The following is a 16,185-nucleotide window of genomic DNA, read 5'->3' on the forward strand; positions in this document are numbered from 1 at the left end:
ATCATGATTCATGCAGTGAATTTAAAGACTGAATATCTGTTGAACCCTATTGGAATCGATATCACTTCACCGCGTTTGATGTGGAATGTTGCAGACGGAATTAAACAATCTGCCTATGTCATTCAATTGGAAATTAACGGAGATTTGATATCTACAAGTGACAAGATAGAAACGGGTGAAATGTCGGCCAGGATAACGACTGCACTGAATAGCCGGGATATCGTATCATGGCGAGTGAAGCTTTATGATGAATCAGGGGAAGAAGGACCTTGGAGTGAACCGGCGTTTTTTGAAATGGGTCTGCTGCAGCCTGCGGACTGGAAGGCCAAGTGGATCATGGGGAATTACGTTCACAGTAAAAAAAAGAAAGTCCGTTATCCGGTGGATTGCTTTAAAAAAGAGTTTCAGATCCCCGGAGGAATTGCAAAAGCCAGATTATACATTACTGCGAATGGAGTTTATGAAGCGAAGCTGAACGGAAAACGTGTTGGAAATCAATATTTCACGCCAGGCTCCACCAATTATGATGTCCGTACACATTATCAGTCCTTTGATGTTAAGGATTTGCTATCCGCTCAGAACACGATGGAGATTGAATTGGGGGATGGATGGTACGCCAGTAAGGCAGGGGTCTTTGGGGGGAGTAAAGTGTTTGGGTACGAACCGAAACTCCTGGCACAGCTGGAAATCACAGATGATGAAGGAAATAGGATGATCATTACTTCTGATAACAGCTTCACTTGGAGTAATGATGGACCCATCTGCTATGCTGACATGAAGGATGGAGAGATTGTTGAAGCATGGAGGAAGCCTACTTATTCTTCTGTTGCCTTGGAAACCTCATATAACGGTGTGGTTTGTTGTTCTAATAATGTTCCTGTTGTAGAAAAGGAGCGACTTCGGCCTGAAGTGATCAGAACACCAGATGGACAGACTGTTCTTGATTTTAAACAGAATATAGCAGGTTTTGTTGAATTTTTTGTGAAAGCGCCTAAGGGTCTTAAAATAACAATGGTTATGGGAGAAAAGTTAAATGATGAAGGAAATTTTACGATAAAAAATATCTCCTATGATGGAGAATATACGAAATCACACCTGCAAAAAATCGAATATATCTGTAGTGGCAATGGTGAAGAATATTATAAACCAAAGTTTAGCATCCAGGGATTTCAATACGCTTTGGTGCAAAATTGGCCGGGTGAGGTTAAGCCTGACGCTTTTACGGCAATTGCCGTATATTCGGATATGGAGGTTACGGCTGAGTTTAATTGCTCCAATGAGGGAATCAACAAAATTGTGGAGAACACTTTATGGAGTGTGAAAGGGAATTTTATGGATGTGCCAACCGACTGCCCTACCCGTGAGAGGGCTGCATGGACCGGGGATGCACAGCTATTCTTTGATACAGGCACGATATTTATGGATCAGGCTGCATTTTATAGAAAATGGATGCGGGATGTATGTGACGAACAGGCCGAGAACGGGTTGGTGTATAACATTACTCCGAGAGTCAGCAACTTCCGTAATTCATTGTCCGTGGAGGGGTCCAGCGGGTGGGGGGATGCTATCGTATTGATACCCTATCGTTATTGGAAGCGCTATGGGGATGACAGTGTTATGAAAGAACATTACGATTCTATGGTACGCTGGATTGAATTCTTCATGGCAAGGTTAGGAAAATATAATATATTCTCCTTTTTAAAGTTTCCGGCTTCTAATAAACACAGAGCCTACATTGTAGGAAAAGGCAGGCATTTCGGAGAATGGAGTGAGCCCAAAGGCACGGAAGGCAAGATGGCGCTACTGTATCCAAGACCGGAAGAGGCGTCAGCCTATCTGGCCTACTCCCTGAAATGCCTTGCTGAGATGGCCGAGCATCTGGGAAAGCACAAGGAAGCGGGAGAATACGCGGAGATTTCACAGAAGATTAAAGAGGCGTATCAGCACTATTTTATAAGCAAAGAAGCTCTGGAAACTGAAAGAATGGCCAAGCTGGTCAGACCGGTTGCACTGGATCTGGTGAATGATAAAGACAAGGGAATGTTGGTGGAAAAACTTGTTGAATTAACAAGAAGACGGAAACATAAAATCGGCACCGGTTTTTTATCCACTCCATTTGTATTGGGAATCCTAAGTGAGTATGGATATACAGAGGATGCCTGGAGGATGTTAACCCAGCCGGACAATCCGGGCTGGATGTATCAGGTAATCAACGGAGCAACAACCATGTGGGAGAACTGGACACCGGATGCCTCGCTTAACCATTATTCAAAGGGGGCTTGCTGTGAATGGTTGTTTAGTGGTCTTTGCGGTATAAATACTTCTGGTCAAAAGAACCATTTTGTCATTAAACCCACACCATGCAGCGAGTTGAACCATGCCAAGCTTACTTATTCAAGTGTATATGGAAAAGTAACAAGCGGGTGGGAAATAAAAGGCAATGAAGTAACCTATATCATTAAAGTTCCTGGAAACTGTACAGCTGACATTAGACTGCCTGACGGTAATCAATATAGAGTGGGTAGCGGGACATACGAATATGTTACTACAAAGGTGGTATGGAGCACCAGCATGTTAGAATAGATCAATTATGGCCCTGCTTAGATCATTGTTTTGGGGCAAGGGGTCTATTAGAATTTGGGGGTAAGCAACGATGTGGATGTAAAGGAGACGGTAATATGCTTAGAATGGTCAATGTGGAGAATGGCACGGTAAAAGGCTTGCCCGCAGCCGATCCCCGGATTACGAGCTTCAAGGGAATACCGTTTGCAGCACCGCCTGTAGGGGAGAACCGCTGGCGGGCACCGCAGCCTGCCGAAGACTGGGAGGGTGTACTTCAGGCCCACGAGTTCGCACCGGTCTCCATGCAGGTCAGACAGGAGCTGGATGATAACAATATCTATACCCGTGAATGGGCGGTAGAGCCGGATATCGCGATGAGCGAGGATTGCCTGTACCTGAACGTATGGACCCCGGCCAAGCAGGCGGACGAGAAGCTACCCGTCTATGTATGGTATTTCGGCGGCGGGCTGCAGGTGGGCCATCCGGCAGAGATGGAATTCGACGGCGAACGGATTGCCCGCAGAGGGATTGTGGTGGTGACGATTAACTACCGGCTGAATATCTTCGGCTTCCTCTGCCACCCCGAGATTACGGCGGAATCGCCGGAGGCGCCCGCCAACTTCGGCAACCTTGACCAGCAGGCCGCTACCCGCTGGGTGAAGCGCAATATTGCCGCCTTTGGCGGTGACCCGGACAACATCACCATCGGCGGGCAGTCAGCGGGCGGCGGCAGTGTCATGAGCCAGCTTACCTCTCCGCAGAACGAAGGATTGTTTCAGCGGGCGATTGTTGAAAGCGGTATCTTCACCGACCTGTATCCGGGAACGCTGCTGCCGCCGCTACGGGGGACGTTGCAGGAAGCGGAGCAGGACGGCATCGAGTTCTTTAACTATCTGGGTGTATCCTCCCTCGCGGAAGCGCGGAAGCTGGATGCGGTCTATCTGCGGGACAAGGCAGTTGCGCTTGGCGGCTTCTGGGGGAGCGTTGCCGACCAGAAGTTCCAGGTGGGCAACCCGTTCGATCTGTTCGTGCAGAACAGACGCTTGAAGGTGCCGATTATGCTAGGCCATACCTCCTCCGAGTTCTTCAGCACCCCGAATGTGCAGTCCTACGGGGAGTTCAAGCAGCTTGCGGCAGACATGTTCGGGGAGGATGCGGAGACCTTCCTGAAGCTTAGCGGCGCTAGGCCGGATGCTGTTCAGGAAGCGGCGGAGCGGGCAGCGGTAAGCGGGGTCGAATACGCCATCCGGATCGCCGGGCAGGCGAATGCGGATACCGGAAGCGAAACCCCGCTCTATTACTATAATTTCGATGCGGAGATTCCGGGATGGGATAACCCGGGCACCTTCCACTCGGTGGATCTGTGGTTCTTCTTTGAGACGCTGGCCAAGTGCTGGCGGCCGTTTGTCGGCAAGCATTATGATCTGGCCCGCCAGATGTGCAATTATACCGCTCACTTCATCCGTACCGGCGACCCGAACGGACAAGATTCCACAGGCGAAGCATTGCCGCACTGGGAGCCGTACACCCCGGAAGCACCTTACGGGATGCTGTTCGCAGACAAGGCGGAGTTCTCCAGAGAACAACCGGGCGAGATCATGAATTTTCTGGTGCAGCAGTACTTCAAGAAGAGTGGCAGTCCGGTCTGAGGGGATTCTGCTCTTGATAGAATCAGCGGCAGTTTAAGACTTTATTTATTGAGTCTTAGATTGCCGCTGTTTTTATTACTGGAACAGTCCTGTACCATGTTATTCCCTATCTATCAATAGCCCGATAGAGTAGTTTCGGCGGTATTCACTAAGATGTAAGAAAGAGTTGATGCTTCCATGAACGTTTGAAGGCAAAAAGGTGACCGGAGCCGATTTACTTAAAATTAAAGATATAATAATTCAAAATATCTACGATTTTTATAAGGAGGCACTAACGTAATGGGCATCGATACCGTGCTGTGGAGCAGACTGGTGACTGGCTTGACACTGGGGTTCCACGTTATATTCGCAACAATTGGCGTTGGGGTTCCGCTGATGATCGCCATTGCTGAATTCATGGGCATACGCAAAAAAGACGCTCACTACACGCTAATGGCGAAGAGATGGGCCCGGGGGTTTGTCATTTCTGTGGCGGTGGGTGTGGTGACAGGTACAGCGATTTCATTGCAGCTGGCCTTGGTCTGGCCGAATTTCATGAAGCTGGCCGGTAACGTGATTGCGCTCCCGTTATTTATGGAAGTGTTTGCTTTCTTTTTTGAGGCCATCTTCCTGGGCATTTACCTCTATACCTGGGACCGGTTCAAAAAACCGTATATCCACTGGCTCCTTACGATTCCGATTGTTGCCGGTGCAGGAATGTCCGCTGTTTTTATCACGACCGTAAACGGGTTCATGAATCAGCCCGAGGGCTTTGCTATGGCGGGAGGGCAATTCATCGCAGTGAATCCGGTGGAGGCGATGTTGAATACAGCGACGTTCTCCAAGGTGTTCCATGTCTTAAGCTCAGCCTATCTGACCGGAGCTGCACTGCTGGCAGGCATTGCCGCGTTCGCACTCCTGAAGAAGGGTGCCTCCGAATACCATAAAAAAGCGCTGAAGCTGATGATGGCCGTGGTGATGGTGTTTGGACTGCTGAATGCACTTGCTGGAGATACGTCTGCAAAATTTTTGGCGGAGCATCAGCCGGAGAAGCTGGCTGCGGCAGAGTGGCATTTTGAAACGGAAAGCGGGGCAGATCTGATTCTGTTAGGGTGGCTTAACGCAGAGCATGAAGTTCTGGGCGCACTGCACATTCCCAAATTTCTCAGCTTCCTCGCCTTTGGAGATTTTAATGCAGAAGTGACAGGTCTGAATGAATTCCCTGCGGATGAGCGGCCGCCGCTCCTGGTTCATTATTTGTTTGATCTGATGGTCGGTGTAGGGTTCGCACTACTAGGCATTTCGTTCCTGTATTTCCTGTTTGTCTTCTGGAAAAAACGCAATGAGCATAACAAATGGCTGCTTCGCGCGATCGCGTTAGGCGCACCTCTTGCTTTTTTGGGAGTCGAGCTAGGCTGGTTTTACGCTGAAATCGGTCGGCAGCCCTGGATTTTAAGGGGATACATGCGTGTAGAAGACGGGGCTACGACATCACCAAGCGTGAGAATCCTATTTTTTGTGTTCCTGTTGCTGTACATCCTGTTAGGTACTGTCTGTGTGCTTGTGCTGCGGCGCATGTTCAAGGACAATCCGGCGGAAACCGAGATGGAGAAGTGGAATCAGCCTCCCGGCGACAAATCAACAGGAAAGGGTGAGCACGCAAAATGAGTTACGAGCTAATTGGGATTTCAGTGCTCTGGCTGTTTTTATACGGATATTTAATTGTGGCCTCCATTGATTTTGGAGCCGGCTTCTTTGCCTTTTATGCCCGGCTGACGAAGCAGGATCATCTGATTAACCGTCTGATCTCCCGCTACTTATCGCCGGTCTGGGAGATTACGAATGTCTTTTTCGTCTTTTTTTACATTGGACTTGTCGGCTTCTTCCCGGATACCGCTTATTATTACGGCTCGGCGTTGCTTGTTCCGGGAAGCATTGCGCTTATCCTCATCGCGATCCGTGGTTCGTTCTATGCGTTCGAGAATTACGGCTCCAAAAATAACATCGTATATCTGTTCCTGTACGGCGCTTCGGGCCTGCTGATTCCCGCATCCTTGTCCGTGGCGCTCACCCTGTCGGAAGGCGGCTTTATCTTTAAGCAGGGGGAGAACGTGTCGCTGGATTACTGGGCCTTGTTCACCAATCCGTTATCCTGGAGCATTGTAGGCTTGGCGATTGTATCGGTGCTGTTCATCAGCGCCTCCTTTTTGGCCTTTTATGCTTCCCGGGCAGAGGATCAACCCGCGCTGAAGCTGATGCGGACCTATGCGCTGTTTTGGAGCACGCCGACCATTGTTACCGCATTGACGGCCTTTATCTATTTGGGCCAGCACAATGAGCGGCATTTTCAAAATATGATGGATCTATGGTGGCTGCTTGCGCTGTCCGTGGCTTTCTTCATGCTTGCCATGTGGCTGCTGTACAGCGGACGCCGTTACGGGTTGGCGTTCATAAGCATCATGCTGCAATTTCTCTGCGCCTTCTTCGCATACGGCATCGGGCAGTATCCTTATATTCTGGACCCGTTCATTACGCTTGAGAACAGCATCACTTCACCGGCTATGGGCCTGGCGCTGGTCATTGTGTTCATCGGGGGCATGTGCTTGCTCATTCCTTCCCTGATTCTGGTGTTCAAGCTGTTCCTCTTTGACGCAGACTATGTGAAAGGAAAGAAATAAATGAAGAGCAAAACAAGTCTGATCGCTGAGCAAATGTCGGGGCAACGAAAACGGCTGGTTATGCTGACCCTCCTGTCGCTCATGCTCGGCATTGCGATTGTAAGTCAGGCCGGGCTGCTGGCGGAAGCGGTCCAGCGGGTGTTCGTGGAGAAGGCTTCCTTATCCTCGGTTGCTCTGCTGCTCGCTCTTCTGCTGTCAGTGATGGCTATCCGCACTTTGCTGCTATACGGAAACGGAAGAATAGGCTTGGCTATGGCAGCCGCCGCTAAGGCAAATATGCGTTCAGCCGTGCTGCAAAAGCTTACCCATGCCTCCATGCCTTCAACGCTGCGGGGGCAGACGGGAGGAAAGGTCAGTGTGGCTCTGGATGCAGTGGACGAGGCGGACAGCTACTTCAGTCAATACATGCCGCGGATGGCCGAAGCTGCTATCATCCCGGTTCTGATTCTGGCGGTTACGTTTGTTTTACATGCGAATACCGGCTTCATTCTGCTGTTTACGGCACCGTTCATCCCGCTGTTTATGATTCTGGTGGGACTGCAAACGAAGAACAAATCCGAAGAGAAATATGCGCAGCTTGCAGAGTTCTCCGGTACGTTCCTGGATTCGCTTCAAGGGCTCGTGACGTTGAAAATATTTGGACAATCCCGCCGCCAGCAGCAGCAAATTGAGCGCAGCAGCCTGGGTTACCGTGACGCGACCATGGATATTTTGAAGGTTGCCTTTACGAATACGTTTATGCTGGAATCCATCGTCATGCTGAGCATCGGGATTGTTGCCCTTGAATTGGCTATTCAACTGCTCGTATTCAAATCGATGCCGTTCCACACGGCCTTTCTTGTACTGCTGCTTGTTCCCGAGTTTTTTAACCTGCTCAAAAATACAGGCACCGCTTTTCACAGCGGGCGGACCAGTATGGGGGCGGTCCGTAAGGTGGAGCAGATGCTTGCGGAAATAGGCGGCGGCACCGGTGCACAGCCGGAAGGGGGCGGGCAGTCCTCAGCCAAGCTTCTCAAGATGCCGCCCTCCATTGCGCTGGATGATGTGCATTTCCATTATGCCCCCGGTTCATTCGAGCTTAAAGCTGGGCCTGTCTCCATAGGACCGGGAGAGCATGTTGCGATTGTCGGGCACAGCGGCTCGGGCAAAACAACCTTGCTCCATCTCATTGCCGGACTGCTGAAGCCGGTATCCGGGACAGTGCTGGTGAACGGAAGCCCGTTGTCGGTGTGGGAGGAAGACTCATGGTTTGAGCAGGTCAGCTATATTACACAGCATCCTTATATTTTTGCCGGCACATTTGCTGAGAATATCGCAATCGGTGCTGGGCGTAAGGTCTCCAGAGAAGAAATCAGGCAGGCCGCTGAGGATGCGGGACTTGCACAGCTTGTTGCCGGGCTGGAACAGGGACTCGACACCAATGTCGGAGAAGGCGGCAGGGGATTGTCGGGCGGGGAAAAGCAGCGCCTTGCTTTAGCGCGGGCCTTTTTGAAACGGCCGGCTCTGATCCTGTTCGATGAGCCTACGGTGGGCCTCGACTTGCAGACCGAACAAATCCTGCAAAGCTCCATAACCGCGCTGGCTCGAAATGCAACGATGATCACAGTCGCACACCGGTTGTATACGATCCGGCAAGCGGATCACATTTTGTTTATGGACCATGGCGTATTAGCGGCGGCAGGACCTCACGACGAGCTCCTTGAACGAGTGCCTCAATATGCCGAGATGGCCCATATTCAGCGAAAAGGAGGGTCAGCATGAACGAGCTGGCGATTTTGTCCAAGGCCATGATAGCAGAGCGGAAGGATATACTCCTGTCGATTCTGGGAGGGTTTATTGCCGGCGCTGCCGGTGTGGCCCTGTTCTCCGCAAGCGGGTATCTGATTTCACAGACGGTCTTTATGCCGCCGCTCTATACCTTGATTGTTCTTACCGCGCTGGTCAAGCTGCTGGGTCTGCTCCGGGCGGCAAGCCGTTACGGGGAACGCCTGTATTCGCACAGAGCAACCTTTTCCATGCTTAGCCGTTTGCGTACAGACTTTTTTGCCCGGCTGATCCCGTTAACGCCCGGTATATTGAACAAGAACCGCAGCGGAGATCTGCTGGCGCGGATTGTCGGCGATGTAGAGAGCCTGCAGAATTATTTTTTGCGTGTCGCTTATCCGCCGGTGATCGTCATCACGGTGTTTCTGGCAACCATGGTGTTCAGTGCCTCTTATTCATTCTGGATGGCCTGCTTGTTCGTAATAGGGATGCTGCTGACCGCAGTGGTTGTACCGGGAATCGTATTGGTGGGCCAGCGGGCGATACACGGCCGCGTCCGTAAGCAGCGGGCGCTGCTGTCAACGGAAGTCACCGAGGTCTTGTACGGCTTCCGCGATCTGAAGGTGTACGGGCAATTGCCGCAGCGGGAGCAGCAGCTCCAGGCGGCTTCGGCAGCACTGACAGCAGATCAGCAGCGTGCAGCAGGTCATCTGCTGCGCGGACAGGCGATGCACACCTTTGTAACCTTTTTTATTTCCTGGGGTGTACTGACGCTTGGGGCCTATCTAATTATGGAGGGTGCGCTGGCTGGCGTGTTTTTAGCGATGCTTGTGATGGCCGCACAGACGGTGTTTGAAGAAGCTGGAGCCATGGCCACTTTGCCAGCCTATAAGCAAGACAGTGAGCATGCGGCCAAAAGGCTGACTGAAACCGTATTGACTGCCACTGATTTACCTGTGCAGCCGGACCGCACTCTGCCCGCGGGAAATCCGGTTTCGGTGGAGCTGTCCGGTGTTACGTTCCAATATGATGACGAGTGGCGGCCCGCGCTGACGGAGGTGTCGCTGCACCTCCCGGCCGGCTCCAGAACAGCCGTGGTCGGACCGAGCGGGTCCGGCAAATCAACGCTGATCGAGCTGCTGCTCAAGCTGCGCACGCCTGTTTCCGGGGACATACGTTTGAACGGCATTCCGGTACAAGAGCTGGATGAGTCAGGCATTTGGGAAGCCTCAAATGTCGTCTTACAGCAAGGTCATTTTTTCCGTGGAACAGTCCGTGACAACCTGCTGCTGAATGGAGAAGAAGCATCTGACGAAGTATTGTTAGAAGCTCTCGCTAAGGCCCAACTGCCGGATGTGGCATTACATGATGTGGTATTCGAAAAAGGAGAGAACCTGTCCGACGGGGAGAAGCAGCGTCTGGCGCTGGCCCGGGTCATGCTCCGCAAAGGGCGGTTATGGCTGCTGGATGAACCGACCTCTTCGCTGGACTATGTAACAGAAGAGCGCGTGTTAACCCGTCTCTACGAACAGTCCGCCGGAGATACCTTACTGCTCATTTGCCACCGGCTTACCGGCCTGGAAGGTATGGACAGGATCATCGTCATGGAGCAGGGCAGGGTCATCGAAACAGGTTCATATGCGGAGCTAATGGAGCAACAGGGCTACTTGTACCGTATGAAGCAAATAGAGCTGCAAATGATTGGAGAGCTATAGGCAAAAGGTCTCTACCGCGAGGCGATTATTCGTGAATTGATTAACAATGCGACCATCGATATGGTTATGCTGCTCACCTTAAGGTGAGCCTTTTTTTGGTGAAGAAAGTCACATTTTAATTTTGGGATATATGCTATTTTTATCTTGTTAAATGTAAATATTACCTCTTATACTAATTCTCCCTACTTTATACCTATTCATCCCCTTTAATGGTAATAGTTAATTATCACTACTCTGAAGTCTACCAATCCGTTGTAAAATGCATATTTATGCAAAATAATACATAGTTAGTCGATGGAATTTTTTTGTGATTTACAGATGTGAATGATAAGCATAGTAAAAGGAGCGAGAGGTATGAATAAGCAGACGGACAAGCTAGTGGCGATTGTGGGGATGGGCTGCAGGTTCCCGGGAAGCGCAAATAATGTAGAACAGTTCTGGGACATCTTGAAGTCAGGCAAGGATACGATTACGGATATTCCCGAGGATAGATGGAGTATTGAAGAATATTATCATCCTAACAAACAGGTAAAAGGAAAAAGCCACGCCAGGCGCGGAGGATTTATCGATAAGTTTGATCAATTTGATGCAAAGTTCTTTGGGATTAATGCCAGAGAGGCAGATCAAATCGATCCGCAACAGAGGCAAATGCTGGAGATTGTCTGGGAGGCTCTAGAAGACGCAGGAATTAAGCCCGGCAGTCTGAGCGGTTCCCGCACCGGTGTGTTTATCGGCGGATTTACGCTCGATTATAAAATTCTGCAATTTGCTGACGCTGCACAAATTGGAACCCATGCTGCAGTAGGAAGCATGATGACGATGTTATCGAATAGAATCTCGTACATATACAATTTAATGGGTCCCTCTCTATCCATAGACACAGCCTGCTCGTCCTCCGTGGTTTCTGTTCATGAGGCCTGCAAAAGTCTGCACAATGGTGAATGCGATCTGGCCTTGGCAGGCGGCATGGAACTGATCTATGCCCCGGAATATTTCATAGCAGAATCCAAAGGCGGATTCTTGTCGGTGGACGGAAGCTGCAAGACCTTCGACGCTGCTGCGAACGGTTATGTCAGGGGAGAAGGGGGCGGAATCCTTGTTCTTAAAAGTCTGGAAAAAGCGCTCGAAGACGGCGACTATGTGTATGCCGTGATCAGAGAGAGCCTTGTGAACCAGGACGGAAAAACGAATGGTATTACGGTTCCTAACGGCGAATCCCAAAAGATGTTGCTGCAGGATGTATATGCGAGAGCAGGGATTGCCTCCGATGAAGTTCAGTATGTCGAATTGCATGGAACCGGAACAGCACTGGGTGATCCCATTGAAGTCAATGCGGTCGGTGAGTTCTTTGGAGAGCACAGGACGGAAGATAACAGATGTATCATGGCCTCGGTCAAACCGAACATCGGTCATCTGGAGGCAGCTTCCGGCGTAGCATCGGTAATCAAGGCGGCGTGCATTCTTGATCACAGACAGATTGTGCCGCATATCGGAATGAAAGAGCTTAATCCTGAGCTTGATCTGGACAAGCTGAGGCTAAGAATTCCCTTAACCAATGAAAGCTGGCCGCAGGATGGTAAAGATGCCATCGTCGGTGTCAATTCGTTCGGATTTGGCGGAACCAATGCGCACGTGATTTTACAGGGAATAACCGGTGACAGACAGTACGATGGAACAGTCAACGAAGAACTGCCTCAAGTATTAACCATCTCCGCAAAAACAGAACAATCCTTAAAGGCTCTTGCCGCAGAATACACTGAATTTTTGAATCAAACCGCCGAAAGCTTACCGGATATTTGTTATTCCGCACTTACCAAACGTGAGAAATTCCCGAAATCCCTTGTGTTATTCGGAGGGAATATACAGGAGATCATTCAGGGGCTGACAGATTATCAGCAGGATACTTTGCCGCAGAATGTGGTTGTGGGCAATGAAGGTAAAGACAAGAGACTGGTGTTTATTTTCACCGGCATGGGTCCCCAATGGTACGCGATGGGACGCGAGCTCTATCATGTGAATACGGTATTTCGCAATACGGTCGAGAAGTGCCACGCTGAGTTCTCCCGATACTTGTCCTGGTCATTGATGGATGAATTCCTGATTCATGAGGAACAATCCAGCATGCAGTTCACCGAAGTCTCCCAGCCGTTGAATTTTACGGTGCAGGTGGCCTTGGTTGAGATGTGGAAGAGCATGGGGGTCGTCCCGGATCTGATTATCGGACACAGTGTGGGTGAAGTGGCAGGATTGTATGCTGCCGGTGTCTACAGTTTTGAAGATGCGGTCCGGATTTCGTATTACCGCAGTATGCTCCAGCAGCGGCTGACGGGTAAAGGCGGTATGCTTGCGGTTGGCTTGAATGAAGAACAGGCCAAGGAGCTGATTGCTGACAATAACGACAAAGTATCCATTGCGGCAATCAACAGCAACACAAGCGTAACCCTGTCCGGAGATATGGCCTGTCTTACAGAGATCAGCAGCAAGCTTGAAGTTGACGGTGTTTTTAACAAGTTCTTAAGAGTAACGGTACCTTATCATAGTGTGTTTATGAATGAGATTAAATCGGAGCTGCTGGAAGCCCTGCGCGATATTCATCCGCAACCAACCAAAATCAGAACGTATACCACCGGAAATGGCCAGCTGGCGGAAGGGCCGGAGCTGGATAATGAATACTGGTGGCTGAATGTATCCGGTTCCGTGTACTTTGCCAAGGCCATGGAACAGATTTTGGAGGAAGGCTATTCCTGTTTTGTTGAGATTGGCCCTCATCCGGTACTGGCGAATTCAGTCAGTGAGCTTGCGAGCGAGAAGGATATAGAAGTTCAGATCTCGCCCTCCCTCCGCAGAAATGATCCGGAAATACCAAGAATGGTTAGAACCTTGTCTGAGCTATTCTGTGCAGGATATGAAATTGACTGGTCCCGGATCTACAGAGGAACCTTTAAGTATGTGAAGCTGCCGCATTATCAATGGGAGCATGAGAGGTTCTGGAAGGAATCCAAAGAGCATATGAAGAGACGTCTTGGACAGAAAGAGCATCCTTTTATCGGATACCGCAAGAACAGCGTGGTTCCGGCATGGGAAGCGGAAATCAATGATTATATGATGCCGTTCGTCTCAGACCATTGTGTAAATGGCAGTGTACTGCTGGCCGGTGCCCATTTCATTGAAGCCGCGTTCCAAATGCTCCGTGATTACAGCAAATTAAGCATGGATGAGGTGTATGGTTTATATCATATTCACTTTAAAAGAGCGCTGTTCCTTGATGAGAACAATGCCGGCCATATGTCTATTAACTATGATCCGCAGCATGGTGTGGTGAAGATCGGAAGCCTGGCAGATGGCGATGTATCCAGAACTACCGAGAATTTCTGTGGGGAATTTGTCAGAAAACAGACCTGGAGTGTGAGCCGGACAGCCGATCTGGAGGCTCTTAAGCACAGTGCCAAGGAAATTCTGAATCAGGCGGAATGCTACGGGCTGCTGGAGAAAATGAATTTCACCTACGGCCCTATGTTCCAGGGACTTAAGAAGGTATGGATTAATCATAATGAAGTTCTGGCTGATATCTGCACGCTGGACGAGTTAGGCATCCAGGACATGGATAATATTCTGCATCCGGTTATTCTTGATGCTGCCTTTCAGTCGCTTCTCGTTAATCAATTTGATGAGCTGAGAGATCACGGACAAGTTGATATTAAGCTGCCGGATACGGTGGACTCAGTCGTCGTATACGGTAACACGTCCGGTCCATTGCGGGTCCGTTCTATAGTGAAGGAATCGGGTAAGGAGTTCATTGCCGGAGATATTGAAATCTATGATGAGCAAGGAAACATTGTTGTCATTGTAGACAACTTTGTGGCCAGATCCGTAGAGAAAAGTCCGGAAGCTGCCGTGCTTAGCGAGAAGAATCTGAAAGAATGGTTCTATGGCATTGAATGGAAGGCTCAGGAGGTAGAGAACGATGAGCAGCTGATCGCAGCCCGACATTCGTATACGAACTGGGTTGTGCTGTGTGATGCTTCCGGCATGGGTGACAGGATTGCCCAGAACCTAAGCGGCAGAGGCTATAACTGCAAACGGTTCTACGCGGATTATCAGAATCCCGGCAACCAGGATGCAGGCAGTGTTATTGTCAGCAATAATCAAGCGGATTATATCAAGCTGATTCAGCACATGGATCAAGAGCAGGAATACGGCATTATCCACCTGTGGGGTATGGACATTACAAGTCATGATCAGATGGACACGGATGCTATTGAGGCTTCCAAGCAGAAGGCTGTCAACAGTATCCGCCATGTTATGAATACTTTGAATGAGCACTCCGTGAAATATCGTACTTGGGCAGTTACCCAAGGGGCAGTCAGTGTTGACGGCAAGGAGCCAGTTGATGTCCTGCAGGGAGCGGCTATCGGTATGTGCAGAGTAATCAGCCACTCCGAGTGCATTGGAAGCTGGGGAGCAAGTATGGATATCGATCATCACCCCGCCTCTGTCGAGCTTTTGATCAATGATCTGGAGAACTATACACGTGAAGATCAGCTGGCGTATAGAAACGGTGTCCGTTATGTTGCCAGACTGGAGCATATCTACGATCTGGACGGGAACATCCCGGTAACTATGGCGGACAATAAGATTTATCTGGTCACAGGTGCCATGGGCTCACTCGGGCAAATCACTGTGAATTGGATGTACGAGAAGGGAGCCAGACATTTTGTATTGGTGGGACGTACTCCGTTCCCTGGTAAAAAAGAAAGAAAAGTGATGGCTTCATCCCATAAGCTGTACAGCCAGGTGCAATTTATCAATGAGCTTGAACGGAAAGGCTGTACCGTTGAAGTAGCCGCGCTGGACATCGCTAATGAAGCAGCAGTCGGGGAGCTTACGCATAGATTGATTCATGAAGAAACCATGCCGGTCGGCGGTGTAGTCCATATTGCCGGTGTAGTCAAAGACAAATTAATGATGCAGATGGAGCAACATGAGTTCGATGAGGTCTATGACACCAAAGTTAAAGGCGCCTGGTTATTGCATAAATATCTTGAAGAGGTTGAACTGGACTTTTTCATCATGTATTCATCCACCGGCTCGGTTGTAACGGCGGTTGGACAAGTGAATTATGCCGCAGCGAATTCCTTTATGGATTCACTGGCCTGCTACCGCCGCAGTAAAGGCAAATCCGCTTTGAGTCTGGGCTGGGGACCATGGGGTGTGGGGATGGTTAAAGAAAAGAATTTGATTGATCATTATAAATATCAAAGAGGCATGAACCCGATCTACGCAGTGAATGGCATGCAGGCCCTGGAAAGAGTGTTCGGACAACAGCTATGCCATGCGGTAATCGGTGAAGCGGACTGGCCGCTTGCGCTTAATAATTATCCGGGCAAGCCTGCATTGTACAATCACCTCGCCGTGCAAAGCGAAGATACCGCAGGGGACGCGCAGGAGACGGACTTGTTCAGCATTCTGGCCAAAGCCTCCGGCATGGAAGAAAAAAGTGCAGTTATTATGGATTTCTTCGCTGAGATCATCGCTGAGACCATTCATGCCAAGAAGGAAGCACTTGTGCTTGATGAGCCGATCAGTTCGGTTGGAGTGGACTCCATTATCGCTGCAGAGATCAGAAATAAAATAAATAAGAAATGCAGTATTAACATTTCCATTGTTGACCTTCTGGGCGGAATCAGCATTGCTGACTTGGCCGGAAAACACTTCAATGACATTAACGACTTAATTATTGAAGACGAATCCGAAGCAGACCTGGAAGCATTATTGGACCAGTTAGAGAATCTGACAGAAGAAGAGGCTGCACTTCTATTATCTAAATAAAAACGGAAA

7 protein-coding genes are annotated in these 16,185 nt (G+C 49.7%); all 7 read left to right on the plus strand.

Translation table 11 applies throughout. From position 1 onward, the window contains the following. Positions 1–3: 3 nt before the first annotated feature. The 7 genes from NST69_RS10040 (at position 4) to NST69_RS10070 (ending at position 16,176) form a co-directional block, all read left to right on the plus strand. Entirely contained in the window at positions 4–2,583 is a 2,580-nt protein-coding gene (locus tag NST69_RS10040; RefSeq protein WP_342549133.1) for a family 78 glycoside hydrolase catalytic domain, read from the plus strand. A gap of 95 nt (positions 2,584–2,678) precedes the next feature. Further along, positions 2,679–4,211 (plus strand): carboxylesterase family protein, encoded by a 1,533-nt coding sequence (locus tag NST69_RS10045; RefSeq protein ID WP_342549134.1) that lies wholly within the window; start codon positions 2,679–2,681, stop codon positions 4,209–4,211. Positions 4,212–4,490: 279 nt separating this feature from the next. After that, positions 4,491–5,858, plus strand: a complete 1,368-nt coding sequence (locus tag NST69_RS10050) for a cytochrome ubiquinol oxidase subunit I (RefSeq protein WP_342549135.1) — start codon at positions 4,491–4,493, stop codon at positions 5,856–5,858. After that, the gene (locus tag NST69_RS10055) at positions 5,855–6,868 is read left to right on the plus strand and encodes a cytochrome d ubiquinol oxidase subunit II (RefSeq protein WP_342549136.1); all 1,014 of its coding nucleotides are present in this window, start codon (positions 5,855–5,857) and stop codon (positions 6,866–6,868) included. The genes NST69_RS10050 and NST69_RS10055 overlap by 4 nt, the downstream gene beginning before the upstream one ends. Next, complete coding sequence (gene cydD / locus NST69_RS10060; protein ID WP_342549137.1) at positions 6,869–8,629, plus strand: thiol reductant ABC exporter subunit CydD; 1,761 nt, start codon at positions 6,869–6,871, stop codon at positions 8,627–8,629. Further along, positions 8,626–10,347 carry a thiol reductant ABC exporter subunit CydC gene (gene cydC / locus NST69_RS10065; RefSeq protein ID WP_036725010.1) on the plus strand — a complete coding sequence of 574 codons (1,722 nt, stop codon included), beginning with the start codon at positions 8,626–8,628 and terminating at the stop codon, positions 10,345–10,347. The genes cydD and cydC overlap by 4 nt, the downstream gene beginning before the upstream one ends. A gap of 354 nt (positions 10,348–10,701) precedes the next feature. Continuing rightward, positions 10,702–16,176 carry a type I polyketide synthase gene (locus tag NST69_RS10070; protein ID WP_342549139.1) on the plus strand — a complete coding sequence of 1,825 codons (5,475 nt, stop codon included), beginning with the start codon at positions 10,702–10,704 and terminating at the stop codon, positions 16,174–16,176. Positions 16,177–16,185 lie beyond the last annotated feature (9 nt).

Origin of the sequence: Paenibacillus sp. FSL P2-0089 (genome assembly GCF_038595095.1) — a bacterium.
GTDB classification, from domain to species: domain Bacteria; phylum Bacillota; class Bacilli; order Paenibacillales; family Paenibacillaceae; genus Paenibacillus_AQ; species Paenibacillus_AQ silagei.

Bases quoted from the DNA above. Each gene is read 5' to 3' on its own strand.
- NST69_RS10040 (WP_342549133.1), top strand. From the start codon at position 4: ATGATTCATGCAGTGAATTTAAAGACTGAATATCTGTTGAACCCTATT.
- NST69_RS10045 (WP_342549134.1), top strand. From the start codon at position 2,679: ATGCTTAGAATGGTCAATGTGGAGAATGGCACGGTAAAAGGCTTGCCC.
- NST69_RS10050 (WP_342549135.1), top strand. From the start codon at position 4,491: ATGGGCATCGATACCGTGCTGTGGAGCAGACTGGTGACTGGCTTGACA.
- NST69_RS10055 (WP_342549136.1), top strand. From the start codon at position 5,855: ATGAGTTACGAGCTAATTGGGATTTCAGTGCTCTGGCTGTTTTTATAC.
- cydD (WP_342549137.1), top strand. From the start codon at position 6,869: ATGAAGAGCAAAACAAGTCTGATCGCTGAGCAAATGTCGGGGCAACGA.
- cydC (WP_036725010.1), top strand. From the start codon at position 8,626: ATGAACGAGCTGGCGATTTTGTCCAAGGCCATGATAGCAGAGCGGAAG.
- NST69_RS10070 (WP_342549139.1), top strand. From the start codon at position 10,702: ATGAATAAGCAGACGGACAAGCTAGTGGCGATTGTGGGGATGGGCTGC.